At 63.1% G+C, this 23,086-nt stretch carries 25 protein-coding genes; 14 read left to right on the top strand and 11 right to left on the bottom strand.

The window, feature by feature from the left end; all coding sequences use genetic code 11:
- Positions 1–51 precede the first annotated feature (51 nt).
- Positions 52–1,056, top strand: coding sequence for a GNAT family N-acetyltransferase (locus tag KF885_02940; GenBank protein ID MBX3048106.1), 1,005 nt, complete (start codon positions 52–54; stop codon positions 1,054–1,056).
- Here KF885_02940 and KF885_02935 read toward each other — a convergent pair.
- On the bottom strand, positions 1,053–2,003 hold the full coding sequence (locus tag KF885_02935) for a hypothetical protein (GenBank protein ID MBX3048105.1): 951 nt from the start codon (positions 2,001–2,003) through the stop codon (positions 1,053–1,055). The genes KF885_02940 and KF885_02935 overlap by 4 nt on opposite strands.
- A 60-nt stretch (positions 2,004–2,063) precedes the next feature.
- Here KF885_02935 and KF885_02930 point away from each other — a divergent pair, with 60 nt between their 5' ends.
- Entirely contained in the window at positions 2,064–2,861 is a 798-nt protein-coding gene (locus KF885_02930) for an SDR family NAD(P)-dependent oxidoreductase (protein ID MBX3048104.1), read from the top strand.
- Positions 2,858–4,279: an FAD-binding oxidoreductase gene (locus KF885_02925; GenBank protein ID MBX3048103.1), complete on the top strand. Its 1,422-nt coding sequence runs from the start codon at positions 2,858–2,860 to the stop codon at positions 4,277–4,279. Before KF885_02930 ends, KF885_02925 begins: the two co-directional genes overlap by 4 nt.
- 156 nt (positions 4,280–4,435) lie before the next feature.
- On the opposite strand, the gene KF885_02920 is transcribed toward KF885_02925, so the two are convergent.
- Complete coding sequence (locus tag KF885_02920; protein MBX3048102.1) at positions 4,436–5,740, bottom strand: MFS transporter; 1,305 nt, start codon at positions 5,738–5,740, stop codon at positions 4,436–4,438.
- Between the two features lie 76 nt (positions 5,741–5,816).
- On the opposite strand from KF885_02920, the gene lipB reads away from it, so the two are divergent.
- The 3 genes from lipB to KF885_02905 all read left to right on the top strand — a co-directional run bounded on the left by lipB (position 5,817) and on the right by KF885_02905 (position 8,482).
- Positions 5,817–6,575: a lipoyl(octanoyl) transferase LipB gene (gene lipB / locus KF885_02915; GenBank protein MBX3048101.1), complete on the top strand. Its 759-nt coding sequence runs from the start codon at positions 5,817–5,819 to the stop codon at positions 6,573–6,575.
- 67 nt (positions 6,576–6,642) lie between these two features.
- Complete coding sequence (locus KF885_02910) at positions 6,643–7,317, top strand: FHA domain-containing protein (GenBank protein MBX3048100.1); 675 nt, start codon at positions 6,643–6,645, stop codon at positions 7,315–7,317.
- 94 nt (positions 7,318–7,411) lie between these two features.
- Entirely contained in the window at positions 7,412–8,482 is a 1,071-nt protein-coding gene (locus tag KF885_02905; protein ID MBX3048099.1) for an alanine--glyoxylate aminotransferase family protein, read from the top strand.
- Positions 8,483–8,543: 61 nt separating this feature from the next.
- On the opposite strand, the gene KF885_02900 is transcribed toward KF885_02905, so the two are convergent.
- Both KF885_02900 and KF885_02895 read right to left on the bottom strand, forming a co-directional pair.
- The gene (locus KF885_02900; protein MBX3048098.1) at positions 8,544–8,948 is read right to left on the bottom strand and encodes a phage holin family protein; all 405 of its coding nucleotides are present in this window, start codon (positions 8,946–8,948) and stop codon (positions 8,544–8,546) included.
- 14 nt (positions 8,949–8,962) lie between these two features.
- Positions 8,963–9,622, bottom strand: a complete 660-nt coding sequence (locus tag KF885_02895) for a response regulator transcription factor (GenBank protein ID MBX3048097.1) — start codon at positions 9,620–9,622, stop codon at positions 8,963–8,965.
- A 66-nt stretch (positions 9,623–9,688) separates the two neighbouring features.
- On the opposite strand from KF885_02895, the gene KF885_02890 reads away from it, so the two are divergent.
- The gene (locus KF885_02890; protein ID MBX3048096.1) at positions 9,689–11,062 is read left to right on the top strand and encodes a GAF domain-containing sensor histidine kinase; all 1,374 of its coding nucleotides are present in this window, start codon (positions 9,689–9,691) and stop codon (positions 11,060–11,062) included.
- A gap of 106 nt (positions 11,063–11,168) precedes the next feature.
- A complete protein-coding gene (locus KF885_02885) occupies positions 11,169–11,756 on the top strand; it encodes a DoxX family membrane protein (protein MBX3048095.1) in 588 nt (195 codons plus the stop codon).
- Between the two features lie 93 nt (positions 11,757–11,849).
- Here KF885_02885 and KF885_02880 read toward each other — a convergent pair whose 3' ends face one another.
- Entirely contained in the window at positions 11,850–12,251 is a 402-nt protein-coding gene (locus tag KF885_02880) for a CoA-binding protein (protein MBX3048094.1), read from the bottom strand.
- Positions 12,241–13,236, bottom strand: a complete 996-nt coding sequence (locus KF885_02875) for a GNAT family N-acetyltransferase (GenBank protein MBX3048093.1) — start codon at positions 13,234–13,236, stop codon at positions 12,241–12,243. Before KF885_02875 ends, KF885_02880 begins: the two co-directional genes overlap by 11 nt.
- A 42-nt stretch (positions 13,237–13,278) precedes the next feature.
- On the opposite strand from KF885_02875, the gene KF885_02870 reads away from it, so the two are divergent.
- Complete coding sequence (locus tag KF885_02870) at positions 13,279–14,106, top strand: LysM peptidoglycan-binding domain-containing protein (protein ID MBX3048092.1); 828 nt, start codon at positions 13,279–13,281, stop codon at positions 14,104–14,106.
- Between the two features lie 68 nt (positions 14,107–14,174).
- On the opposite strand, the gene KF885_02865 is transcribed toward KF885_02870, so the two are convergent.
- Positions 14,175–15,215 carry a hypothetical protein gene (locus KF885_02865; GenBank protein ID MBX3048091.1) on the bottom strand — a complete coding sequence of 347 codons (1,041 nt, stop codon included), beginning with the start codon at positions 15,213–15,215 and terminating at the stop codon, positions 14,175–14,177.
- A gap of 138 nt (positions 15,216–15,353) precedes the next feature.
- Between KF885_02865 and glyS the strand changes: the two genes are divergently transcribed.
- Both glyS and KF885_02855 read left to right on the top strand, forming a co-directional pair.
- Positions 15,354–18,356 carry a glycine--tRNA ligase subunit beta gene (glyS, locus tag KF885_02860; GenBank protein MBX3048090.1) on the top strand — a complete coding sequence of 1,001 codons (3,003 nt, stop codon included), beginning with the start codon at positions 15,354–15,356 and terminating at the stop codon, positions 18,354–18,356.
- An 18-nt stretch (positions 18,357–18,374) separates the two neighbouring features.
- The gene (locus KF885_02855) at positions 18,375–18,953 is read left to right on the top strand and encodes a HEPN domain-containing protein (protein ID MBX3048089.1); all 579 of its coding nucleotides are present in this window, start codon (positions 18,375–18,377) and stop codon (positions 18,951–18,953) included.
- A gap of 186 nt (positions 18,954–19,139) precedes the next feature.
- Here KF885_02855 and KF885_02850 read toward each other — a convergent pair whose 3' ends face one another.
- From KF885_02850 to recO, 3 genes are read right to left on the bottom strand one after another with little or no spacing between them, the layout of a single operon-like run.
- Positions 19,140–19,514 (bottom strand): VOC family protein, encoded by a 375-nt coding sequence (locus tag KF885_02850; GenBank protein MBX3048088.1) that lies wholly within the window; start codon positions 19,512–19,514, stop codon positions 19,140–19,142.
- Complete coding sequence (locus KF885_02845) at positions 19,514–19,864, bottom strand: hypothetical protein (GenBank protein ID MBX3048087.1); 351 nt, start codon at positions 19,862–19,864, stop codon at positions 19,514–19,516. Before KF885_02845 ends, KF885_02850 begins: the two co-directional genes overlap by 1 nt.
- Before the next feature lie 9 nt (positions 19,865–19,873).
- Positions 19,874–20,644 (bottom strand): DNA repair protein RecO, encoded by a 771-nt coding sequence (gene recO / locus KF885_02840; GenBank protein ID MBX3048086.1) that lies wholly within the window; start codon positions 20,642–20,644, stop codon positions 19,874–19,876.
- A 66-nt stretch (positions 20,645–20,710) separates the two neighbouring features.
- Between recO and KF885_02835 the strand changes: the two genes are divergently transcribed.
- From KF885_02835 to KF885_02825, 3 genes are all read left to right on the top strand, one after another.
- Positions 20,711–21,085, top strand: a complete 375-nt coding sequence (locus tag KF885_02835) for a VOC family protein (GenBank protein MBX3048085.1) — start codon at positions 20,711–20,713, stop codon at positions 21,083–21,085.
- Between the two features lie 97 nt (positions 21,086–21,182).
- Positions 21,183–21,716, top strand: coding sequence for a helix-turn-helix transcriptional regulator (locus KF885_02830; protein MBX3048084.1), 534 nt, complete (start codon positions 21,183–21,185; stop codon positions 21,714–21,716).
- Between the two features lie 5 nt (positions 21,717–21,721).
- Positions 21,722–22,360: a GyrI-like domain-containing protein gene (locus KF885_02825; protein MBX3048083.1), complete on the top strand. Its 639-nt coding sequence runs from the start codon at positions 21,722–21,724 to the stop codon at positions 22,358–22,360.
- On the opposite strand, the gene KF885_02820 is transcribed toward KF885_02825, so the two are convergent.
- Positions 22,323–23,081 (bottom strand): class I SAM-dependent methyltransferase, encoded by a 759-nt coding sequence (locus KF885_02820; protein ID MBX3048082.1) that lies wholly within the window; start codon positions 23,079–23,081, stop codon positions 22,323–22,325. The two genes, KF885_02825 and KF885_02820, sit on opposite strands and share 38 nt — an antisense overlap.
- Positions 23,082–23,086 lie beyond the last annotated feature (5 nt).

Below are 23,086 nucleotides of genomic sequence, written 5' to 3'. Positions count from 1 at the left end.
CTTTTCCTGCCGCCCTGTGTTCATTCCCAACTCAACTTGATCGGAGCTGTATTGCGCATCGAAACCATCCACACGGTGGAGGATTGGGCTGCCCTGCAAGCAGACTGGCAGTCTTTGCTTGAAAGCACACATCAAAATTCCCCCTTTCTGACCTATGACTTCCAGCGCGCCTGGTGGCAGCACCTGGGCGGCGGCGAGTGGCAAGCTGCGCAGTTGCACATCCTCACCGGCCGCGACGAGGCGGGTCAGCTGCGCGGCATCGCCCCCTTGTTCGCTGTCGGCGACACGCTGCGTTTCATCGGCGCTCACGAGATCGCCGATTTCCTTGATCTCATCGTCCGGCCCGCCGACCTGCCGGCCTTCGTGCAGGCGCTCTTGGCTCACCTGGCCGGCAGCGATTGGGCGGCCTTGGAGCTGCACAATCTGCTGGACGAGTCGGCCACCCCCGTCGCCCTACAGTCGGCCGCCGCAGCCGCCGGTTGGGCCGCCGAGCTGGAGACGCTGCAGCCCAGCCCGTACATTACCCTGCCGGACAGTTTTGACGCCTACGGCGAGATGCTGGATAGCAAACAGGCCCACGAACTGCGCCGCAAACTGCGCAACGCCGCCAAGTACCCGGTGGCGGTCGACCTGGAGATCGTCGACAGCCGGCACCCACAGCTGGCCGCCGCCCTGGACGACTTCTTTGCCCTGATGGCCCAGGAAGCCGACAAGGCTGCTTTCCTCACCCCTGATATGCAGGTGCAGATGCGCGCCATCGCCCAGGCCGCCGCGGCTGGTGGCTGGCTGCAGCTGGCTTTCCTCACGGTCGGCGCGGAACGTGTGGCGGGCTTCATGAACTTTGACTATCTGGGGCGCATTTGGGCCTACAACTCCGGCTTCAGCAGCCAGCACGCACGTCTGTCCCCCGGCTGGGTGCTGCTGGCCTACATGATCGAATGGTGCATTGCGCAGGGTCGCAGCGTCTTCGACTTCATGCGCGGCGACGAGGAATACAAATACCACTTCGGCGCCCAAAACCGCTTTGTACAGCGCCTCAGGCTTACCCGCGCTTAGCGGCTGGCCTGCCACCACTTCAATACCCGCAGCGCGCGCAAGGTGTTCCAACGCCCCGGCTTGCCCGGGGTCTCCATGCGGAACCACAGCTTGCCGCTGGCCGGGGTTTGTTCATCCCAACGGCCGTCACCACTTTGGCTTTTCTGCAGCAGCCCGATCGCTTCTGCCAGGCGTTCGTCCCGGGCGGCGCCAGTGGCCTGGAAGTGATCCAGGGCGCGCAGAATATCGTACTGCCAGCTGGGCTGCGCCGGCGTGCGCAGGAAAGCCGCCTTCACGATTGTCCCGCTGCGATGCGAACGGAACAAGCTGTGTTCCAGCAGAAATTGCCGGCCGGCGGCCATGGCCGCCGTAATCGTTTGCGGAGCGGCTGGTTTGGCCTGCCAATAGCGGCGCAATCCCTCCAGCACCAGCAGAGTGGTGTGGAATGAGCTGTGCGTATCGCCCCGATACGAGCGGCAATTCCAGCCTCCATCCGCCATTTGCTGGGCCAGCAAATGGCTGGCGATCTGGTCCACGCGGGCATCATCCAATTCGAAGGCAGAGAACAACCCCAGCGCCATGCCGGTGATGCAGGTCTCGGCGTGACCGTGTTTGTCGGGCTTTTTGAGGTTATAGCGAATGCCGTGGTCCGGCAAGAAACCGTCCTCCAGCAGGATCTGGCAGGCTTTCTGCGCCTGCGCATTCGCCGCCGGCAGCCCCAAAAAGGCCAGGGTCAATAAAGTGTAGTGGGTCGAGGTCCACTTGGGCGTGTAAAGACCGCCCGCCCAGGTGCCCTGCGGGTCTTGCAGGCTGAGCAGCCGGGCGCCCCAACCTTCCTCGGCCACTTTGGCGCGTTCGGCTTCGTAGACAGCCGGGCTCTTATCCAGCAGGTCGCGCTGGGTTTGCCAGCGCACCGCCGGGTCGCCCTCCAGTAGCCAGGCCAGCACCTGTTTGTCCGCTTCCAGCATGCCAGAATTATATAGCGGCTGCCGAGGGGGCGCATGGGCCACGTATAATACGAGGCGACCATGCCCCAGACCAAAACTACCCCCTCTCGCTTCCCGGCTGAGCCGCCGCTGCTGCGCCGCCAGCGCGCCGTCATCGTCGGCGCCTCTTCCGGCATTGGCGCCGCCCTGGCGGCGCGGCTGGCCGCCGAAGGCTACCGTGTGGCCGTGCTGGCCCGCAACAAGGCCCGCCTCAACGCGCTGTGTGAGGACATTAACCGCGCCCACGGCGAAGCCCGCGCCGCGGCCTATGCGCACGACGTCACTGACCTCAAGGCCGTCCCGGTCTTGTTCCAGCGCCTGGTCAAGGACCTGGGCGGCATAGACCTGTTCGTTTATTGCGCCGGGGTTACCCTTCCGGTAAAGATCGACGAGTTCGACAGTCACAAAGACCAGCAGATGCTGCAAACCAACCTGGCCGGCGCCCTGGCCTGGCTGGGCTGTGCGGCGGCGCTCTTCCAGGGCGCCGGCCGCGGCCAGCTGGTGGGCATCTCCTCTGTGGCCGGTGACCGCGGCCGGGTGCTCAACCCGGCCTACAACGCCTCGAAGGCGGGCCTGGACGCTTACCTGGAAGGCTTGCGCAACCGGCTCACCCGCCGCGGCGTGCATGTGCTCACCGTCAAGCCCGGTTTTGTGGATACTGACCAGCTCAAAGGCTCGCCGCGCACCTTCGGCGTCATCTCGCCGGAAAAAGCCGCCGATGGCATTTGGAAAGCGCTGCGCGCCCGCCAGCAGTTGGTCTATGTGCCCTGGTTCTGGCGCTACATTATGTTGGTCATTCGCCTGGTGCCCTCCTTCATCTTTCGGAGACTGTCCTTTTGAGTCCCGACCCCAGCCTGTCGCTGCAGTCCCTGTCGGGCCTGGAAAATTTTGGCCATTCGCTGCGCAGCAGTGCCTGGCTCTACCAGCCGGAGCAGGCCGGTGAACTGCCGGCCCTGTTCAAGCTCGCCCGCCAACAAGGCCTCAGCATCGCCTTGCGCGGCTCCGGCCGCAGCTACGGCGACGCCGCCCTGAACAGCGGCCAGATTGTGCTCGACCTGCGCCGTCTCAACCGCGTCCTGGCCTGGGACCCGGCCCGCGGCCGCATCACCGTCGAACCCGGCGTGACCATTGAAGATCTGTGGAACTACGTGCTGGCCGATGGTTGGTGGCCGCCGGTGGTGCCCGGCACCATGTTTCCCACCATCGGCGGCTGTCTCTCGGCCAATATTCACGGCAAGAACAATTGGGTCGCCGGCCCCATCGGCGAGCATGTGCTGGAGTTCAGCGCCCTGTTGCCCAACGGCCGGCGCGTGACCTGCACGCCGCGCAAGAATGGCGGCTTGTTCCGCGCCATGATCGGCGGCCTGGGCATGCTGGGCGTCTTCACCAGCATCACCCTGCAGCTCAAGCCCATCGAATCCGGCCGGCTGGAAGTCAACGCTTGGGCCGAGCCCAATCTGGACGCCATGCTGGCCGCGATCGACACGCACAAAGACCGCGACTACGTGGTGGGTTGGGTGGACTGCACTGCCGGCGGCCGGGTGCTGGGTCGCGGCCAAATCCACACGGCGCGCTACCTGCACGCCGCCGAAGACCCTCAGGCCGAAGCCAGCCTGCGCGTGGACGCGCAGGTCCTGCCGGCGCGCATGTTCGGCCTGGTGCCGCGCGGCTGGCTGCCCAAATTGATGGCCCCCTTCATGAACAATCTCAGCGTTTGGGCGGTCAACACCGCCAAGTACCTGGCCAGCCGCACCATCAGCCACCACAAGACCTACCGCCAATCGCTGATCGAGTTCAACTTTCTGTTGGACTACATCCCCGGCTGGGAACGCAGTTACGGCCGCGATGGGCTGATCCAATACCAGAGCTTTATCCCCAAAGCGCGCGCCGCGGACGCCTTTGCCGAAATTCTGCGCCTGTGCCAAAAGGCCGGGCTGCCCTCTTACCTGGGCGTGCTCAAGCGCCACCGGCCCGACCCGTTCCTGCTGACCCACGCCCTGGATGGCTACTCGCTGGCCCTGGACTTCAAGGTCACCCCGGCCAATCGGGCGCGGTTGTCGGCCCTGGCCGTTGAACTGGATGAAGTTGTGCTTGGTGCGGGCGGGCGGTTGTATTTCGTCAAAGACAGCACCTTGCGGGCGGGCAGTGCCAAGCGTTTCTTGGGTCGCCGCGCCGTGGCTGAGTTCAAAAAGCTCAAAACCAAGACCGACCCGCACAACCTGTTGCAAAGCGACCTGTACCGGCGCTGGTTTGACTAGTCGCTGATTGCCGCCCGCTTGAAATTTCGTCCAAGAATCACCCCAACCAGCCTTTTGCCTGTATCCTGGCCAGCGCAAAGGGGCAGCTTGTCAAGCCATTAATCAAACTTACCCCCCGCCCCCGAAAGGATTAATATATCTTTTTGACTAGAGGGGTTACGGCTTGGCCCGTTCCGCCGGCGAAGTCGGCGGGTTGGGTTCTCCCGGCTGCTGGCGCACTTTGCTCAGCGGCGAAAGGTAGGCATACAAGGGGCCTAGCAGGCCGCCCACGCCGCAAATGATCAGGGTGGTGCGCAGGTCGCCCAGCCAGGTGCCTAACAGCCCGCCCAGCAGCGAACCCAGCGCCGCCGTGCCGAACACGGCAAAGCGATGCCCGGCGGTCACCCGCGCCAGAAAATCGTCGGTGACCGTATTCTGGCGGAAGGTCCACTGGTGGATATTGGCGATCGTGCCGAACACGCCCATCACAAGATGAACGCCGACCAACCCGGGCAGCAGCGCCCAGCCGCCCGCAAAGGGGATCATCAGGCGCGCCAGGCTCTGCATCAGCCAGCCCAGAATGATCGCCGGGCCCACGCCGATGCGTTGGGCCACCGGTTTGGCCAAGGCTGCGCCGGCCACCGCCGCGCCGCCGCTGCTGGCGAAGATCAGGCCGATCGTGGCGGGCGAGAACGCCAGGTCTTGCACCAGGTACAGCAAATAGACCGACATGCCTGCCGAGTTGAACAGCACCAGGATCATCGAGGAGACGATAATGGCCCGCAGCGCCGGCGTATCCAGCAGGGCGTGCAGCCCGGCCAGGATGCCCTGCCACACGTTCTCCCGCTCGGCGGGCTGCTGCGGTTTGATCGCCTCCGGCGTGCGGATGCGTGCGATGGTCAGCGCCGACCCCAGGTTGGCCATGCCGTCCAGCAGCACGGCGAAGGGCGCGCCGATCCACTGCACCAGCAGGCCGCCCAGGCCGGGGCCGCCCAGCTCGGCCAGCGAGTGGCTGGCGTGCAGCCGGCTGTTCGACTCGATCAGCCGGCTGCGCGTCACCAGCGCAGGCACGAAAGCAAAATGAGCCACGTCGTAAACTACGGAGAGCGTGCCCACGCCGAACACCACCAGGTACAGCTGCTCCAGGCTCAGCCAGCCCAGCCAGGCCGCCAGCGGCACGGAGAACAGCAGCGCTGCCCGCAGCAGGTCCACCGTGACCATCACCGGCTTGCGCAGCGCATGGTCCAGCCACACCCCGGCGAACAAGCTGAAGAGCGGAAAGGGCAGGGTGCTGAAAGTGCGCAGCAGACCCATCTGCCAGGCGTTGGCGCCCAGCAGGGTCACCGCCACCAGCGGGATCGCCAGGTTGGTGACCTGCATGCCAAATACCCCCAGCGTGGTGGCGAACCACAGTTTGTTGAAGTCGGCCAGGCGTTCTTTCAGGCTGGGGCTGATCGTATCGGCTTGGGCGGGTACATCCACGGGTCTTGTCTCCTCAAACAATGAAAAGGGCGCAAAGTTCGCGCCCTTTTGCGAATGGTATCATCCCCTCAACAAAATGACCACTTGCCAAGTTTTCCGCTTGGGTGTCACCGAGTATCAAAAGGCCTGGCACCTGCAAAACCAGCTGGCCGCCCAGATCGCCGCCGGCGAACAGCCGCCTACCCTGTTGCTGCTGGAGCATTCGCACGTCTACACCTTTGGCACCCGCGGCCAGGCCGAGAACCTGCTCTGGGAGCAAGCCAAGCTGCAAGCCCAGCAGGTGGACGTGCACTGGGTGGACCGCGGCGGGGATGTCACCTATCACGGCCCGGGCCAGCTGGTCGGTTACCCGCTGCTGCCGCTGGGCGAGGTGCGCGTCGACCCCGAAACGGGCAAGACCCGCATTGCGCAGGGCGACTACGTCGGCTACCTGCGCAAGCTGGAGTACATGCTGATCGCCAGCTTGGCGCATCTGGGCGTGCCGGCTGGCCAGGTGGCCGGCCAGACCGGCGTGTGGGTGCAGCCGGATGTGGCCTCACGCTGCCGCCACTGCCCGCCGGAACTCAAGCAGGCGCCCAGCAAGATCGCCTCCATCGGCGTCAAAGTGGACGCCCGCGGCATTTCCCGCCATGGCTTTGCGCTCAACGTCGCCCCGCAGATGAGTTATTGGGACGGCATCATCGCCTGCGGGCTGGAAAACCAGAACCAGATCAGCCTGGATTACCTGCTGGACCCCGCACCTGGCATGGATCGTGTAATAGACCAGATCGTGGAGACATTCGGGGCCAGCTTTGGCTACGAAATGCAGCTCGCCGAAGGCGTGCTGCAGATTTAGTTGCTGCCCGGCTTCGTTTGACACCCCTCACAATCCTTTGTAGACTCAAACCCGATCCACTATGAGCATGAACTTCGTATTGACCCTGCAGACCCAGCCCAACCCGGGCCAGCGCTTCGAGATTAGCGGCCCCAGCCTTTTGTTGGGCCGTGACCCCAGCGCAGACATTATGGTGGAAGACTTGGAGGTCTCCCGCCGCCACGCCCGCCTGATCGCCCAGAGCAGCGGCTACGCCATCGAGGACCTGGGCTCCACCAACGGCACCTTCGTCAATGAGCGTCCGGTGCGCAGCTTGCTGCCGCTGCGCCCCGGCGACCAGATCCGCCTGGGTGACCAGATCACCCTGCGCTATGAAGCTGTGCCTGCTGCCGGCGAAGGCGCCACCAGCAGCTTCCCCGTCTGGCAGGTGGCGCCTGAGGAACCGGAGCCGCTGCCCCCAGCCCCGCCGGTCGCCCCGCCGCCGCTGCCCATGGCTCAGCCGGAAGCGCACATGGCCCCGCCGCCGGCCGCTGCTCCGCTGCCCATGCCTCAGGCTGAGGAGTACGAGCCGGCCGCCAGCCGCGCCGCCCGCCGCCGTGAACGGCGCAAGGGTCTGCGCCTGCCGCTGGACAAACCCTGGGTGGCCCCGGTGCTGATCCTTGGCTTATTGGGCGCCTGCGCCCTGACCTTTTTCTTTTGGTATGTGGACGCCAACTTCTTATGGTGTGATGTCTTCGGCGGGATCATCCCCGCCTGCCGCTAACCCAAAGCCCTTGTGCAAACAGGGGCTTTTTTCTTGCGGCGTTACAATGGGAGCAGTTTCCCTTAGGGAACCCAAGTGTGATTCTGGAGGCTGAATGGCTCGTTTGTTTATTCCCGGTCCGGTAGATGTCGACCCAGAAGTGGCCGCTGCCCAGACCCAGCCTATGCTGGGGCACCGCAGCGCCCAGTTCGAGGAAATTTATCGCCGGGTGGGCGACACCGCCCGCCAACTCTTTTATACCGAAAGCCGGGTGCTGATCAGCGCCTCTTCCGGCACCGGCATGCATGAGGCGGCTGTGCGCAACCTGGCCCAAGAGCGGCTGCTGTGCTGTGTCAACGGCGCCTTTGCCGCCCGTTGGCAGCAGGTCGCCGAGACCAACGGCAAGCAAGCCTCGGTGCTGCAAACCGAATGGCAGGAGCCGATCACGCCCGACCTGGTGCGTGAGGCCTTTAAGGGCGAGCGTTACGAAGCCATCCTGATCGTGCACAACGAAACCTCTACCGGCCTGGTCAACCCGATCAAAGAGATCGCCGCCGCGGTGCGTGAGGTCAGCCCGGACACCTTGATCTGCGTGGATGCGGTCTCCTCCCTATCCGGGGACAAGATCGAGATGGATGCCTGGGGGCTGGACTTCGTGCTGACCTCTTCGCAGAAAGCGCTGGCTTTGCCGCCCGGGCTGGCCCTGGCGGCGGTCAGCGACCGCGCCATGGCCAAGGCCGAGACGGTCAAGAACCGCGGCTGGTACTTCGACCTGCTGCGCATGGAAAAACACCGCATCAAAGATTCCACACCGGCCACGCCGGCGCTCAGCCTGATCTACGCGTTGGATGTGCAGCTGCGCCGCATCTTGGACGAAGGCCTGGAGGCGCGCTTCGCCCGCCACGCCGCCATGGCGCAGATGACCCGGGAGTGGGCCTTGCAGCGCGGCTTCCAGCTCTACGCGCCGGAAGGCTACCGTTCGCAAACCGTCACCACCGTGGACAACCAGCGCCAGATCGACATCGCCGCCCTCAATGCGTATCTGGGCGAGCGCGGCATGCGCATCGCCAACGGGTACGGCCCCCTGAAGGGCAAGACCTTCCGCATCGGCCACATGGGTGAGCTGCACCCCACTGACGTGGAGGAACTGCTGGCCGCCATGGACGGTTACCTGGAGACCTTGTAGCTGAACTCAGCGAAAACAAAAAAGAGCGCCGTGAGGCGCTCTTTTCTTTTATCGGCGTTATTTAGCGCGGGCGCTTGGCGCTGGAGCGCGGCTTGCCATCCGGAATGATGGCGTACAGCACCATGCTCACCAGGCTGACGATGATGGCGCCAAAGAAGGCGTCCGGCCACATTTGGATGGTGCTGGTCACGCCAAACTGCGAGCCGATCCAAAAGGTCAGCGAGAACAGCAGCGTGTTCACCACCAGGCTGAACAGGCCCAGGGTCAGGACGTAGAACGGACAGGTGACCAATTTGAGCAGCGGGCGGATGAGCACATTCACCAGGCCGAAGATCAAGCCCAGGGCCACATACGTCACCCAGTTCTGTGGGTCGGTCACCGCACCTTGCAGGCCCGGCACCAGGTAGATGGCGGCATACAGCGCCACTGCGTTGACTGCCAGGCGAACGATCCAAAGACTTTCCATAATTCAAAAACCTCCTAGTTTTCCTCAGGGGCAAAATTTTCTATGTGGTGTTTCACCGCATAGGCCGCGGCTTCGGCCCGGGTCGCCAGGCTGAGCTTGCTGAGTATAGAGCTAACGTAATTGCGCACCGTTTTCTCACTCAAGAATACCTCGCTGGCGATCTCTTTATTGCGTTTTCCCTGCGCCACCAGACCCAAAATGCGCAATTCCTGGTCGGTCAGGGGCGAAAAAGCCTCGGTTTCCGCCTTGCGCTGGGTTTCACGCATGCGTTTGAAGACCTGCTGGGTCACCGCCGGGTCCAGCAGCGATTCGCCGCGGCCAATGCGTTCCAGGGCGTTGATCAGCTCGCCGCTGTCGATCTGCTTGAGCACATAGCCGGAAGCTCCGGCGGAAATGGCGTCGAAGAGCAGATCATCATCGGCGAAGGTGGTCAGCATGATGACTTTGGTGTCCGGCTGGGCGGTGGTAATCTCCCGGGTGGCTTCGATGCCGCTCTTGCCGGGCAGGCGAATGTCCATCACGATCACATCTGGCTTGTATTCCGCTGCCAGGCGGATGGCCTGCTCGGCGTTGCCCGCCTCAGCCACCACTTCGAATTTGGGATAATTAGAGAGCAGCGACTTCAGCCCCAAGCGGACTACTTCGTGATCATCAACTAACAGGATTTTCAGCATGCAAATTCCCGAATGGGCGAAAGTTTATAATGAGAGCGTGATTATAGCATGCGTAGGTTTGGGCCAATGAACAACCGCCAACTCCGCTGGCTGGCGGTCATACTGCCCACGCTGTTTTTGGCGCTGGTTCTGTATCTGCGCTTCCGTGCGCCCACAGAACATGAATTGGCCGCCAATGTGTATGCGATCCTGGCGGTCATGCTGGGGGCGATCGTCTTTTCCATCTTCGTCTTCAGCGCCATCGAGCGCAGCCAGGAAGCGCTGTATGAGACCAACAGCCAACTCGAGGCTCTGCACCAGGCGGCCCTGGCGCTGACCACCGAGCTGGACTTGCAGTCTGTGCTTCAAAAAGTGGTGGATCTCAGCCGCCAGCTGCTGAATGCCAAATATGGCGCCCTGGGCGTGGTGGACTCCGGGAACAACCGCATTCGCCAGTTCCTCACCTCCGGCATCAGCGACGAGGTGAGCGCCCGCATCGGTGCGCCGCCGCAGGGCCACGGCCTGCTGGGGGTGCTTAACCCCGGCGGCCAGCCGCTGCTGGTCAACGACATCAGCAAAGACCCGCGCTCGCGCGGTTTCCCGCCCAACCATCCGCCAATGCAATCCTTGCTGGGTGTGCCCATCCGTTCCAAGGGAGAATTATTCGGCAATCTTTACCTGGCGGATAAGTACGAGAATTCCAGCACCGGCGAGCATTTGTTGAACTTTGACCCCAGCGACCAGCAGTTGCTAGAGAAATTTGCCACCCAGGCCGCCATCGCCATCGAGAACGCCCAGCTCTACCGCAAGACGCAGGAACTGGCCGTTCTGCAGGAACGGGAGCGTTTTGGCATGGCCTTGCATGATGGCATCATGCAGCAGGTCTACGCCACCGGCCTAGCGCTGCAGGAGGCCCAACGCCGCATCAGCGACCAGCAGCCGCAGCAGGCTGGCGAGCGCATTGCCCAATCGATCGAAGACCTCAGCCAGATCCTGCGCGATTTGCGCAACTACATCCTGGGCCTGCGCACCGGTCGCTACCAGGGGCAGGACCTGGCCACCAGCCTGGGCCAGATGGCCCGGGAACTGCATGCCAATACACTGATGCAAGTGAGCTTTACTCCGCCTGCCAAAGCCGCGCCGCTGGGATTGAGTGAAGAGCAGACCGATGAACTCATATACATTGTGCAGGAGGCGCTCAACAATATTCGCAAACACGCCTACGCGCGTAATGTAGATCTGGGTTTGGAGCGCCACGAAGCGGGCGTGCGCCTGCGCATTGATGATGATGGGAGCGGCTTTGACCCGGAAACGGCTGGCGAAGGCGGCGGCAACGGGCTGCGCAACATGCGTGAGCGCGCCGCAAGGCTGGGCGCCAGCCTGCGTTTGTGGTCGCAGCCTGGCAAAGGCACTCATCTGGAATTGCTGGTGCCTGTGCCCCCGGTGGAGAAGGCTCAATGACCGGGCATAATGTCCCAAAAAGTCGGGACAAGCGCGCGGACAGCTGTACCTGTTTGACAACCCCGACAGTATTTATAGTTAGCGCAACTTGATAAAGATTCGCCTTATGCGAATCAAGGAGATTAAGATGGCATCTATACTGCAACGTGGACGTGTAATCCAAGACCCAAATTTCGTGCGCACCTTGTTCAACGATACCCGCATGGCCTGGCTGTGGCTGGTGGTGCGGATCTGGTTGGGCTACGAGTGGCTGGAAGCCGGCCTGCATAAGGTTGAGAGCCCGGCTTGGACGCAGACCGGCGACGCGATCAAGGGCTTTTGGACCGGCGCGGTAGCTATCCCTGAGGGTGGCCGCGCTCCGATCACCTTCGACTGGTACCGCAGCTTTATTCAGTTCCTGCTGGACAGCGAATCGCACACCTGGTTTGGCCCGCTGGTGGCCTACGGCGAGGTCCTGATCGGTATCGCCCTGATCCTGGGCGCCTTCACCGGCATTGCCGCCTTCTTCGGTGGCCTGATGAACTGGAACTTCATGATGGCTGGTTCGGCGAGCAGCAACCCCCTGCTCTTCGTGGCCTCCCTCGGCCTGGTGATGGCCTGGAAGATCGCCGGTTACATCGGCCTGGACTACTTCCTGCTGCCCCTGATCGGCACCCCGTGGGGTTGGGTTTCCGAACGAAAACCTAAGAGCTAGTTTATAGCCCCTCCAAGGCTAAGGGTTTCTCTCCTTCACAAAACTGGGCCTGCACTGCAGGCCCAGTTTTGATTCGATCTTCGGGTTGCCGCGCTAGCCCAGCAAGGCGCGGTGGTCCACCATGATGCAGCGGTCCATCACGATCGGCAGCCCGGCCGCGTCCGCTCGCTGGGCGGCAGCCTGGTCGGCCACGCCCAACTGGGCCCACACGCTGCCGGCCCCTGCGGCAACTGCCTGGGCGACGACCGCGTCAAGCTCCTCAGAGCGCCGGAAGACATTGACGATATCGACCTGCTCCGGCAGGTCTGCCAGGCTGGGGTAGGCGCGTTCGCCGGCCACCTCGGTGATCATCGGGTTGACGGCGTAAACGCGATAGCCTACCTGGCGCAAATATTCTGCAATGCGGTAGCTGGTGCGGTGCGGCTTGTCTGAGTGGCCCACCACAGCGATGGTTTTGGCCTGGTTGAGCAGGGTCTTGCGGGCTTCATTGTCCATTAAAAGTGATTTCCTTCCAGGGATAGTCCATCCAGATCAGTGTGCGTATGGCACGGAAGCCACAGCTTTGCAGCCCTTCTGCGGCTCGTCCGGCAGGATAGTTTAGCGTAAGCGGGCGGTAACTGTAGAGGTGCTTGTTGGCCAGCTGCACCAGAGCGGGCAGGGCGGCGGCCTCGCTTTCGGCAGGGGCCGCCAGCCATAAGTTGTCGGCTTCCAGGCCGGAGGATTGCCACACCAGGGTGCCCAGCAGCTGTTCGCCCTGCCGCGCGCTCCATTGCTGCACTTGGCGGCCGCTGAGGGCGCGTTCCAGGCTGCCGCGCCAGCCGGGCTGCAGCAGGCGCGGGTCCAGTGGCAGCTGCCAGCGCAGATCAGCGGGGTAGTTAGCGTCCAGCCAGGCTTGCTGCTGCGCCCAGTCTTCGCTCTTACGCGGGCCGGCTGTAGCTGTTGTAGCCGGCCAACTGGGGGTGGGCTGCCAGACCAGCCGCCAACTGGTGCGGCGCATGCGTTCACGGAAGCCGATTTGCGCGTAGAGCTGGATGGCGGCCGGGTTCTTGGCATCCACCTGCAGCCAAGTGGCTGGCCGGCCGCGGCGCTGCAACTCTTGCAAGGCTGCGACGGTCAGCGCCGCGGCAATGCCGCGGCGGCGCTGGCTGGGGTGCACGGCCACATTGGCGATCAAGTACAGTTTCTGCCCCTGATGCTGCTGGGGGATCAGGCTCAGGTTGCCAACCACCTGCTCACCCTCCTGCCAAACAAAGCCATTCATCGGCAGGTCGGTGCGCCCACCGCTGGCCGCCAGGTCCAGCAGCGGGCCGCCGCGGGCGGCCTGGCGCATTTGGTCGATGTATAGGCGGCCGTCTGCATCCAGTGTGTCGGCAAAACACAGCTCCACCAGATCGGCCACGGGGTTCAGGTCGCGGCGCAGATCGAAGCGGCGTACATGATGGGATGTGTCTTGGGGAAGGGCAATGGCCTGGGAATTCATGCGACCCGTCAATTATATTCCTGCGCGATATAATTACGAATTATGCTCGTTGCCAAATCGAAATTCTGGTCCCTTTTTGCTGTTTTGACGATTTTATTGGCTGTGGCCTTCAGCCTGCCTGCGCCTGTGCTGGCGGCTGATCTGAGCCAGCAGGCCACGCCGCAGCCCCTGCCACCAGCCGGCGAGGATGGCCGTATTCTGTATACCGTGCAGGCCGGCGATTCGCCGTGGGCGATTTCCGCCCGGTTTGGCATCCCCCTGCAAACGCTGCAAAGCCTGAACAACTGGGGCCCCGATGCGGTGGTTGCCGAAGGACAGGTGATCTTGCTGGGTCTGGCCGAAGAGCCTACCCCGACCACAGACCCGCAAGATTCGGTGGTGGCGACGGCCACGCCTGAAGGTCCGCTGGACAACCCCGGCACGGGTGTGATCTGCGTATTGCTGTTTGATGACATCAATGGAGATGCCATGCGCCAGGAAACGGAATTCGGCATTTCCGGCGGCCAGGCCAGCGTGAGTGAGCGCACCGGCCTGGCCAGCCGCACCCTGGCGACCCAAAGCGGCCTGGACGAAAACGGCGAACCGGCGCGCAGCTGCTTCGAAGACCTGCCGCTCGGCGAATATACGATCAGTGTCGCCATCCCCGACGGCTATAACCCCACCACTGCCCCCAACATCACCATTCAGATCGCCCCGGGCCAGACCCAGGACATCAACTTCGGCGCTCAGCAGAGTTCTTCCGGCGGCTTCAATGTGCTTTCGCCTGAAGAGGGCGGCCGCTCGCCCCTGATGGGCCTGCTGGGCATTGTGCTGCTGCTGGCGGGTGGCGGCCTGGGCTTTTACACCTTGCAGCTGTCGCGGCGGCGTTAGCCGCGCGGCCTATTACACTTAGAAGAAAGACCAGGTGCTTCGCCTGGTCTTTTGCTTTATCCGGCTGGTCAGGCCCCCAGCTTTCGGTAGTGCTCTGCCAGTTGCCCGGCGAAAACTGCCTGTGTCCAACCGGCGCTGCGTTTGATCGCCGAGTCTTCTAGCTCTTCGCGCACTTTCTCGTCCACTACAACGGTGATGATCGCGGCCCCGAAGGCGCGCGAGTCACCGGGCTGCAGCAGGTAGCCTGCTGAGCCGAGCAGCGCTTCGCTGGACGCGTTCTGCAACGCCACAATGGCTTTGCCACAGGCCAGTGCCTGGCGGTAAGGGTCACCCCAGGCCAGCGGCGGTGCCGCGCACACCACCGCCGTGCTGCACTGCAGCAGCGCAGCCTGCTCAGACGGGTCCAGCAGTGGGGCCACCTGCAGCGTGTCGCTGGCGTGCTGGGCCTCCAGCTGGCTTTGCAGCCAGGCGGCGTGCCGGGCATCGGTGGGCGCCAGCAGCAGGGGGTAGTACTCGCCGATCGACGCGGAGGCCCAGCTCCAGCTGTCCAGCAGGGCGCTCAGCGCGGCTTCATCTACTAAGCCCAAGACCAGCACATATTCGTCCGGCAGCCCGGCGGGAGCCTGCCGCGGCCGGGTCGGAGTGAAGCTGGGGTGCACGGCCGGGCTGAGGCGCTGCAGCACCCCCGGCAGACGCGGCGCGGGCAGATCTTGAGGCCACAGAATATGGGCGCGGGCCAGGCCGCCGCGGCCCATGGCGGCTTGCAGCAGGCTGCGCCCGCCGGGGACTTCCGGCTCGGCCGGGCTGGCCACGCTGGGCGTTTTGCCGAGCAGGCTGGCGCCCAGCCCACAGGTGTGGATGGCGTCTGCAGCGTGCTCGGCCGCCAGCTGCGGCAGGATGCGCTGCTCCCAGTCGCCGCGGGCGTGGCTGTGCCAGTAGACCGCCTTGGGCCCATCCGGCAGCGGGGCGTTCTGCGGGTCGGTGGGCAGGGCCAGCAGCGGCTCCACGCCCTCTGGCGCGGCGGCCAGCAGCGTGCGCAAGTGCCAGGCCGCCGGGCTCAGCGGCGCGTAGGCCAGCGGCCAGCCATCGTAAAGCATGCGAATAGGCATGGGGGAAGTAAATCAGGGACGGGGGAATTGGTCAATGGATAGGCACACATGCCAGTAGGGCGCACAGCCGTGTGCGGCGCTAGAGATCAGAAATGGAGATTCAAACCCCGCCTTTCTCCCTCGCTTATAATCGTGCCAATGACTACATCAGCCCCAACCTCGCCTGACTTCCAAACTCTCATCACTCGTCTACAACAGTTCTGGGCGGATGCGGGGTGCGTTGTCTGGCAGCCCTACAATGAAAAGGTGGGGGCGGGCACGATGAACCCGGCCACCTTTTTGCGCGTGCTGGGGCCGGAGCCCTGGAACGTGGCCTACGTGGAACCTTCCGTGCGCCCGGACGATGGCCGCTACGGCGAAAACCCCAACCGCATGCAGCAGCATACCCAGTTCCAGGTGATCCTCAAACCGGACCCCGGCAACCCGCAGGATATCTATCTGCGTTCGCTGGAAGCCATCGGCGTGGATGTGCACAAGCACGATATTCGCTTCGTGGAAGATAACTGGGCCTCTCCAGCGCTGGGCGCCTGGGGCCTGGGTTGGGAAGTGTGGCTGGACGGTCTGGAGATCACCCAGTTCACCTATTTCCAGCAGTCGGGCGGCATCGCCCTGGACCCGGTCTCGGTCGAGATCACCTACGGTCTGGACCGAATCGCCATGGCGATGCAGGGCGTCAAGTTCGTGGGCGACCTGCGCTGGGACGGCCGCCGCAGTTGGGGCGATATGTATATGCAAGGGGAGCGCGAGCACAGCAAGTACTACTTTGAAGTCGCCAGTGTGGAGCGCAACCGCAAGCTGGCCGAGCTGTATGAGGCAGAGGCCAAAGCCGCTCTGGAGGCGGGCGTGCTGCTGCCCGCCTACGATTACCTGCTGAAGACTTCGCACACCTTCAACGTATTGGATGCGCGCGGGGCGATCGGCGTCACCGAGCGCCAGGCCTATTTCCGCCGCATGCGCGGGCTGGCCAACCAGGTGGCGGAAGCCTACCTGGCTCAGCGCCAGCATGAGGAGTTCCCCTGGCTGGAAACCGAATCCGCCGCGGCAAGGACGGGTTCCAAACCCGCCCCTGCGACTGCCATGCCAACCTCTGCGGCCGACTTCCTCCTCGAGATCGGTACCGAGGAACTGCCGGCCGGCGAAGTGCCGGCGGCCATTGCCCAGTTGGAGGCGGCGCTCGCCGCCCTGCTGACTAACCAGCACCTGGAGTACCAGAGCCTGGGGGTGGGCGGCACGCCGCGCCGCCTTGCCGCCCAGGTGCGCGGTCTGGCTCCCGGCCAGCCGGACCGTCATCAGGTGGTCAAAGGCCCACCGGCGGCGCGCGCGTTTGGCGCCGACGGCAGGCCGACCCCGGCCGCCGAGGGCTTCGCCCGCGGCCAGGGGGTCAATGCGGCTGACCTGGCCGTCGAGACCATCGACGGCGGGGAATACGTGGTGGCTAAAGTGCACCAAAAAGGCCGCCCGGCCGCCGAAGTGCTGGCCGCCGAACTGCCCAAGCTGATCGCCGGCCTCAAGTTCGAACAATCCATGCGTTGGAACGCCAGCGCAGTGCATTTCTCACGCCCCATCCGCTGGCTGCTGGCCTTGCACGGCGAGCACCTGGTGGCTTTTGAGTATGCCGGGCTGCACAGCGCGGCGGCCAGCCGCGGCCTGCGCCTGGGCGCCGCGGCCGAGTTCGCGGTCAAGTCGCCGGCGGATTACCAGACTCAACTGAAGAAACAGGCCATATTGCTGGACCCGGCTGAACGCCGGGCGGCCATTGAAGCACAGATCGCCAAACTGGCCAAAGCGGCCGGCGGCAGCGTGCCCGCCGACCCCGGCCTGCTGGACGAGGTCACCCACTTGGTCGAGGCGCCGGCGGCCCTGGTCGGCGAGTTTGAAGCGGAGTATTTGCAGCTGCCGCGCGAAGTCCTGATCGCGGTGATGCGCAAGCACCAACGTTGCTTCCCGCTGGAGAAGGATGGAGCGCTGCTGAACAAATTCATTGCCGTAGGCAACGGCGACTTTGATGTGCCCACGGTTACAGCCGGCAACGCCGCCGTGATCCGGGCCAGGTTTGCCGACGCGGCCTATTTCGTGCGGCGCGATCGCGAACAGCCGCTGGCCAGCTACCTGGAGCCTTTGCGGGGCCTGACCTTCCAAAAGGACCTGGGTTCCATGTACGACAAGGCGGGGCGCATCCGCAAACTGGTGGCCGAGCTGGGGCCGGGTTTGGGCCTGAGCGCCGCCGAGCAAGCCACGGCTGAGCGTGCCGCCGAACTGAGCAAGGCTGACCTGGTGAGCAAAATGGTGGTCGAGATGACCTCGCTGCAGGGCGTGATGGGCAAATACTATGCCCTCGACTCCGGCGAACCCGCCGAAGTGGCCGAAGCGATTTTTGAACATTACCTGCCGCGCTATGCTGGGGACGCCACGCCCAAAGGGGCAGCCGGTTTCGTTGTGAGCCTGGCCGACCGCCTGGATAGTCTGGCGGGTTTGTTCGCTCTCGGCCTGGAGCCGACCGGCGCCAAAGATCCCTTTGCCCAGCGCCGGGCGGCGATCGGTCTGGTGCAAAGCCTGATTGCCCGCGACGCCGACTTCGACTTGCGCGCCGGGCTGGCCGCGGCGGCCGCCGCCCAGCCCGTACCGGTCAGCGCTGAAGCGCAGGGGCGCGCCGCTGAATTTGTCGTGCAGCGTCTGCGGGCCCTACTGCTGGAAGGTGGCGCCCGCCACGACGTGGTGGACGCCGTGCTGGCGGCCCAGGGCCACAACCCAGCCGCCGCGGCGCGCGGCGTGCAGCAGCTGGCGGCACACAGCGCCCACAAAGCCTGGGCACAGGTGCTGCCCGCTTTCGCCCGCTGTGTGCGCATCACGCGTGAACTGCCGCAGCGCTACGCTCTGGACGCGGCCTTGCTGCAGGACGAGGCCGAGAAGGTGCTCTACGCGGCCCTACAAACCGCCGGGGCGGTGGAGCGCCGGGCGGGCTCGGTGGATGATTTCCTCAAAGCCTTTATGCCCATGATCCCGGCCATCAACCGTTTCTTTGAGGAAGTGCTGGTGATGGCTGAAGACCCAGGCGTAAAGAACAACCGTCTGGGCTTGCTGCAGGCCATCGCCGCTTTGGCGGACGGCGTGGGCGATTTTTCGAAGCTTGAAGGGTTTTAGGCAGCTCCGGCGGGAGATATGGATCCAAATAAACAAGAGGGGCCAATACGGTTTTCACCCTTTCCAGAAAACCATGCGTTGAAGGGTCCTTTGTTATTAAATATTGCAAAAGGGAGTTATGTTTTATCAAGGTCTTATCTGAATATGGGGGTTACGTTGTTTCATTACTCAATAGTATTCACTTTGATGCACCACTCGGTAGAGACCTTCATCAAAGCCTTTCTTGTTATGGAAGGGATAGTCTTTGGAAGAACACATGCGTTGGCGAACCTTCTTGCGCTTGGAGCCAAATCTGAACGCCTTAGATTCTTTAAAACAGAGCTTTTGGATGATCCAGCGTTAGCAAATCTTTTTAATGAATTGTCGGATTTTTATGCACCAAATAAATATGGTGAAACGGCCTATTCAGTAATGCACTTAACTTTGTTGCGAGTGTATGACGAGATAGTTTATATTTTTGTCAAAAACCTAGCAGTCTTGTACCCCGACTATTCACCGCAAATTTATGCGTTTGATGTTCCAGAGAACTTGCTAGCTTATTTTCAGAAGCATTTGCATAAGGATTACCATATTGTTGTTTGGCCTGAAGATCTATAACTGCATCCTAAGGAGGTTTATAGCTCGTGTGCTAGCCAAATGTTCCGACCCTTACAGGAGCAGCCGGCCTGCAAACCACGCAAGTATATGGGTGCGAGTATTGTTCACGGAATATGCCCGTGTATACCCGCGATGTATCTAAGCGCAGCGGATGTGAAGCAATGACCGATTATCGTGCTGGTTGCCTTACTTCAGCGAAGCGTTGATCTCGATCAGCGTGCCGGCTGGGTCGCGCAGGTGGGCCACCCGCAATACCCAGGCGGGCTGGTCGTGCGGCTGGCGCACGAACTGGGCGCCTTTGGCTTTGAGGGCTTCAAAGGCGGCGTCCACATCCGGCACCTGGAAAGTTAGGGCGGCCTGGTCGCCGGATGCTGCAGGCTGGGCGCCCAGCACGCCCGCCATCAGCTCGCGCGAATAGAGGCCCAGGCGGCAGTCGCCGGCCAGGAATTCGTAGTAGATGCCGTCAACCGCCACCACTTCCTCCAGCTCAAGCACCTCTTTGTAAAAAGCCCGGCAAGCTTCGATCTCATCCAACAACAGGCGGGTGTGGGTCAGTTTCATCACATCTCCTTAAAAGATTTGGCCATCAGGCCCAGGACGACCAGCGCCAGGGCAGGCAGCAACAGAATGCCGCCGATGCTAAAGAGAAACAACAGCGAGAATGCCAACAATGCGGCGGCCCCAACCCAGTAGGCGCCGGCCTGTTTCCTCCACAGGCCCCAAAGGATGCCGCCGGCTGCCAGTAACGGCAGCCAGGCCGCGGGTGCCGGGGCGCGTGAGGAGGTTGTGATGGATGAATTCTCCATCATGCTGGTGATGCCCACACCGGCCGCCAGCAGCCACAGCGCATAGGCGAACACAGCCGCCGCCAGTACCGCGGCCAGCCCAGTGACGATCTTTTGGCTATTCACGCGTAGTTCCTATTGGGCGGCTTCGCGCCGCACCCGTTCCAGAAAACGAGGCGTGTTCAGGCTGCGTTCTGCCAGGTAGGTGATATAGGCGTTCATCAGGGTTTCCAGTTCGCGCAGCACGCTGGGGCTGGGGGCAGCGCGCTGGGCCTGGGTGTAATTGCTGCGCTGCAGATGACGCAGGACCTTGAGCGCAGGCATGGAGATGGGACGCGAGCCGCTGCGTCCCCGCCCGCAGCGCGGGCAGAGTACGCCGCCCTGCTCGAACGAGAAGAACTGGTCTACCGGCTGGATCTCTTGGCGGCAGCCCAGGCACTCTTGCAGCTCAGGCCGGAACCCCACCTGGTCCAGCAGACGCACTTCGTAATAGCGCACCGAGAGTTGCCCGCCTTCGCCGCTGGCCAGACGGGCCAGGGTTTCGGCCAACAGCCGGTAGAGGCCGGGCTGGGCTTCGCCCTCCAGGCTGAATTTCTCGGCCAGCTCGGCGGCGTAGGCGGCGTAACCCAGGCTTTCCAGGCTGTTGCTGAGCCCGCTGTTGATCTCGATGGCTTCCGCCTGGCTGACGATGTACAGGTCACGGCCGCTGGCCAGCTGCAGGCGCACCCGGCTGTAAGGCTCCAGGTGGCCGCCTTTGCGTGAGCCGGGCTTGCGGGCGCCCTTGGCCAGGGCGCGCAGCTTGCCCTGCTCACGGGTGAACAGGGTCAGCAAGCGGTCAGCTTCGCCGTAGTCGCTGTGCTTGAGCACAATCGCTTCGACGCGCTGCGAGCGGGCTTCACGCGGCATAGGGTGATTCTATCAGCGCGTTTTGTCGCCTGTATAATTTGTCATCTCGGATTTTGGAGGACGGCAATGGATTTGGGCGCCTTTTCGATCAGTTTGAGCGTAAAAGATGTTAAAGCCTCTCGCCAGTTTTATGAAAAACTGGGTTTCGAAGCGTTTGGCGGCAAAGAAGAGGACAACTGGTTGATGTTGAAGAATGGCAATGCGGTGATCGGTTTGTTCCAAGGCATGTTTGACAAGAACATGCTCACCTTCAACCCGGGGTGGGATGCGGTAGGCAATGACCTGCCCGAATTCACTGATGTTCGCCAGCTGCAGCAGATGATCAAAGAGCGTGGAGTGGAATTGGACGGGGAGGTGGATCCGACAGTAGAAGCCGGACCCGGATTCTTTACGCTTGTGGACCCGGACGGCAACCCGATCCTGGTGGACCAGCACCGTTAACTTCCTTGCAGAGATTTTCAAGCTCCTGCCAGCGGCGGGAGCTTTTCTTTTTTGCTTGACAAAGCTGCGGCTCTATATTATTCTAGCGATAGAATATATGACCCATACTGAACTGGCCATACTTGGTTTGATCATCGAGGCCCCCCGCCACGGCTACGAGATCGAGCAGCTGATCGAACAGCGCAATATGCGCTCGTGGACCGAGATCGGCTTCTCCTCGATCTACTACATTCTCAGCAAATTGGAGCGGCGCGGTTGGCTGAGCAGCCGGAGCCAGCCGGCGGCTGGCCGCGGGCCGCAGCGCAAGGTCTATGCGGCCCGGCCCGCCGGCCGCAAAGCCTGGGCCGCAGCCACCCTGCAGCTGCTGGCCGACCCGGGGCAGTCGCGACCGTTCCTGCTGGGGCTGGCCGGCCTGCCCGGCCTGCCGGCAGGCGAGGCGCTGGCCGCCCTGCGGCAGTACCGCCGCGGCCTGCTGCTGCGCCGGGACGAGGTCGAAGCGGCCTGGCAGTCTGGCGGGCAGCTGCCCTATTTCCTGGATGGCATGTTCGAATACAGCTTCAATTTGCTGCAAACCGAGATCGAGTGGCTGGACCGTTACATCCCGCGTCTGGAAAGTCATCTCGATCAATAGGAGTGATGATGCAGAAGCTAGACCTGAAGAAAGACTACAAGCACCTTTACAACCCGGGAACCAGAGAAGTCTCCATCGTGCAGGTGCCACGCTTCAACTTCATCATGATCGACGGCCAGGTGCCGGCCAACATGGCAGTGGACGATGCGCCGGATTACCAGCATGCGGTCGAGGCGTTGTATAGCTATTCGTACACGCTTAAGTTCATGTGCAAGAAAGACTCACACAACCCGGTGGATTATGCCGTGATGCCGCTGGAGGGTTTGTGGTGGTCTGCTACCAGCAGCCGTGAGTTCACGCCCAGCCGCAAGGACATCTGGTACTTCACCGCTATGATCATGCAGCCCCAACCGGTGACGGCGGCGCATTTTTCCGAAGCACGCGAGCAGCTGCGCAAGAAGAAAGAACTGCGCAGCCTGGACCTGGCACGCTTCGAAGCCTTTGAGGAAGGGCTGGTGATGCAGATCATGCACATCGGCCCGTATTCCGAGGAACCTGCCACGATCAAGCGCATGATCGCCTTCGGCGAAGAGCACGGCTATAGCGCCCACGGTAAGCACCACGAGATCTACCTGGGCGACCCGCGCCGCACCGCGCCCGATAAGCTCAAGACGGTGCTACGGCATCCGGTGAAGCAGTTGTAATCTGGGCATCCGGTCCCCACCACTGATACAACCCCAAATTTCCGCCAGCGCCGTCTGAGAGAAAACTTTCCTCGACGGTGAAGCCAACCTCGGCAGCTAGTTCAGTCAACTCGTCTTCGCTGAAGTGGTGCGCATAGCGCAGGCCGTGGCCGCCGCCGCGCCAGTCCAGCAGATAGTCGCCCGGGTCCACATCGCTGGCGCGCAGCCCGACTGCTTCCCAGGGCTGGATACGCGCCCGCAGCCGGGGACTGTTGAGGAATTGCCAATTGGACAGCGCCAGGCGTCCCGCGTCCCGTAGCAACGTCCGGGCTTGGCGCAGAAAGCTCAGCCGTCTGGTCTGCCCGGGGATGTGGTGCAGCACGGCGAAAGCGAAGACGAAGTCAAAGCCGGCTGACACCCCGCCTGCCCAGTCCGCCGCGCTTAGGTCGGCCTGGGCGAATTCGGCTTCCAGGCCGACCGCACGCTGGCGGGCGGCGGACAGCAGTTCCGTGCTGAAATCCAGCCCCAAGTAGCGGCCGGTGTGGCCGCGGCGGGCCAGCTCCGCCGCCAGTACCCCGTTGCCGCAGCCCAGGTCGAGGATGCTGGCCCCGGCCGGCACGGTTTCCAGCACGCGCAGCACGCCGGTTTGCGGCCGGGCGCGGCTGGCGGAAAACGGTTGCGCCAGCGCCTGATAGAATTGCTTGTTCAAGGCGATCAAGCGTTCGGCAACGGCGTCTTGCATGGCTT

The organism is Anaerolineales bacterium (assembly GCA_019637805.1).
Taxonomy (GTDB): Bacteria; Chloroflexota; Anaerolineae; order Anaerolineales; family UBA11579; genus JAMCZK01.
The sequence above is the reverse complement of the archived record's forward strand: the minus strand, read 5'-3'. Positions and strand labels throughout refer to the sequence as shown.

Bases quoted from the DNA above. Each gene is read 5' to 3' on its own strand.
- KF885_02935 (MBX3048105.1), bottom strand. From the start codon at position 2,003: ATGCTGGAAGCGGACAAACAGGTGCTGGCCTGGCTACTGGAGGGCGAC.
- KF885_02930 (MBX3048104.1), top strand. From the start codon at position 2,064: ATGCCCCAGACCAAAACTACCCCCTCTCGCTTCCCGGCTGAGCCGCCG.
- lipB (MBX3048101.1), top strand. From the start codon at position 5,817: ATGACCACTTGCCAAGTTTTCCGCTTGGGTGTCACCGAGTATCAAAAG.
- KF885_02910 (MBX3048100.1), top strand. From the start codon at position 6,643: ATGAACTTCGTATTGACCCTGCAGACCCAGCCCAACCCGGGCCAGCGC.
- KF885_02905 (MBX3048099.1), top strand. From the start codon at position 7,412: ATGGCTCGTTTGTTTATTCCCGGTCCGGTAGATGTCGACCCAGAAGTG.
- KF885_02900 (MBX3048098.1), bottom strand. From the start codon at position 8,948: ATGGAAAGTCTTTGGATCGTTCGCCTGGCAGTCAACGCAGTGGCGCTG.
- KF885_02895 (MBX3048097.1), bottom strand. From the start codon at position 9,622: ATGCTGAAAATCCTGTTAGTTGATGATCACGAAGTAGTCCGCTTGGGG.
- KF885_02890 (MBX3048096.1), top strand. From the start codon at position 9,689: ATGAACAACCGCCAACTCCGCTGGCTGGCGGTCATACTGCCCACGCTG.
- KF885_02885 (MBX3048095.1), top strand. From the start codon at position 11,169: ATGCGAATCAAGGAGATTAAGATGGCATCTATACTGCAACGTGGACGT.
- KF885_02880 (MBX3048094.1), bottom strand. From the start codon at position 12,251: ATGGACAATGAAGCCCGCAAGACCCTGCTCAACCAGGCCAAAACCATC.
- KF885_02875 (MBX3048093.1), bottom strand. From the start codon at position 13,236: ATGAATTCCCAGGCCATTGCCCTTCCCCAAGACACATCCCATCATGTA.
- KF885_02870 (MBX3048092.1), top strand. From the start codon at position 13,279: ATGCTCGTTGCCAAATCGAAATTCTGGTCCCTTTTTGCTGTTTTGACG.
- KF885_02865 (MBX3048091.1), bottom strand. From the start codon at position 15,215: ATGCCTATTCGCATGCTTTACGATGGCTGGCCGCTGGCCTACGCGCCG.
- glyS (MBX3048090.1), top strand. From the start codon at position 15,354: ATGACTACATCAGCCCCAACCTCGCCTGACTTCCAAACTCTCATCACT.
- KF885_02855 (MBX3048089.1), top strand. From the start codon at position 18,375: ATGGATCCAAATAAACAAGAGGGGCCAATACGGTTTTCACCCTTTCCA.
- KF885_02850 (MBX3048088.1), bottom strand. From the start codon at position 19,514: ATGAAACTGACCCACACCCGCCTGTTGTTGGATGAGATCGAAGCTTGC.
- recO (MBX3048086.1), bottom strand. From the start codon at position 20,644: ATGCCGCGTGAAGCCCGCTCGCAGCGCGTCGAAGCGATTGTGCTCAAG.
- KF885_02835 (MBX3048085.1), top strand. From the start codon at position 20,711: ATGGATTTGGGCGCCTTTTCGATCAGTTTGAGCGTAAAAGATGTTAAA.
- KF885_02830 (MBX3048084.1), top strand. From the start codon at position 21,183: ATGACCCATACTGAACTGGCCATACTTGGTTTGATCATCGAGGCCCCC.
- KF885_02825 (MBX3048083.1), top strand. From the start codon at position 21,722: ATGATGCAGAAGCTAGACCTGAAGAAAGACTACAAGCACCTTTACAAC.
- KF885_02820 (MBX3048082.1), bottom strand. From the start codon at position 23,081: ATGCAAGACGCCGTTGCCGAACGCTTGATCGCCTTGAACAAGCAATTC.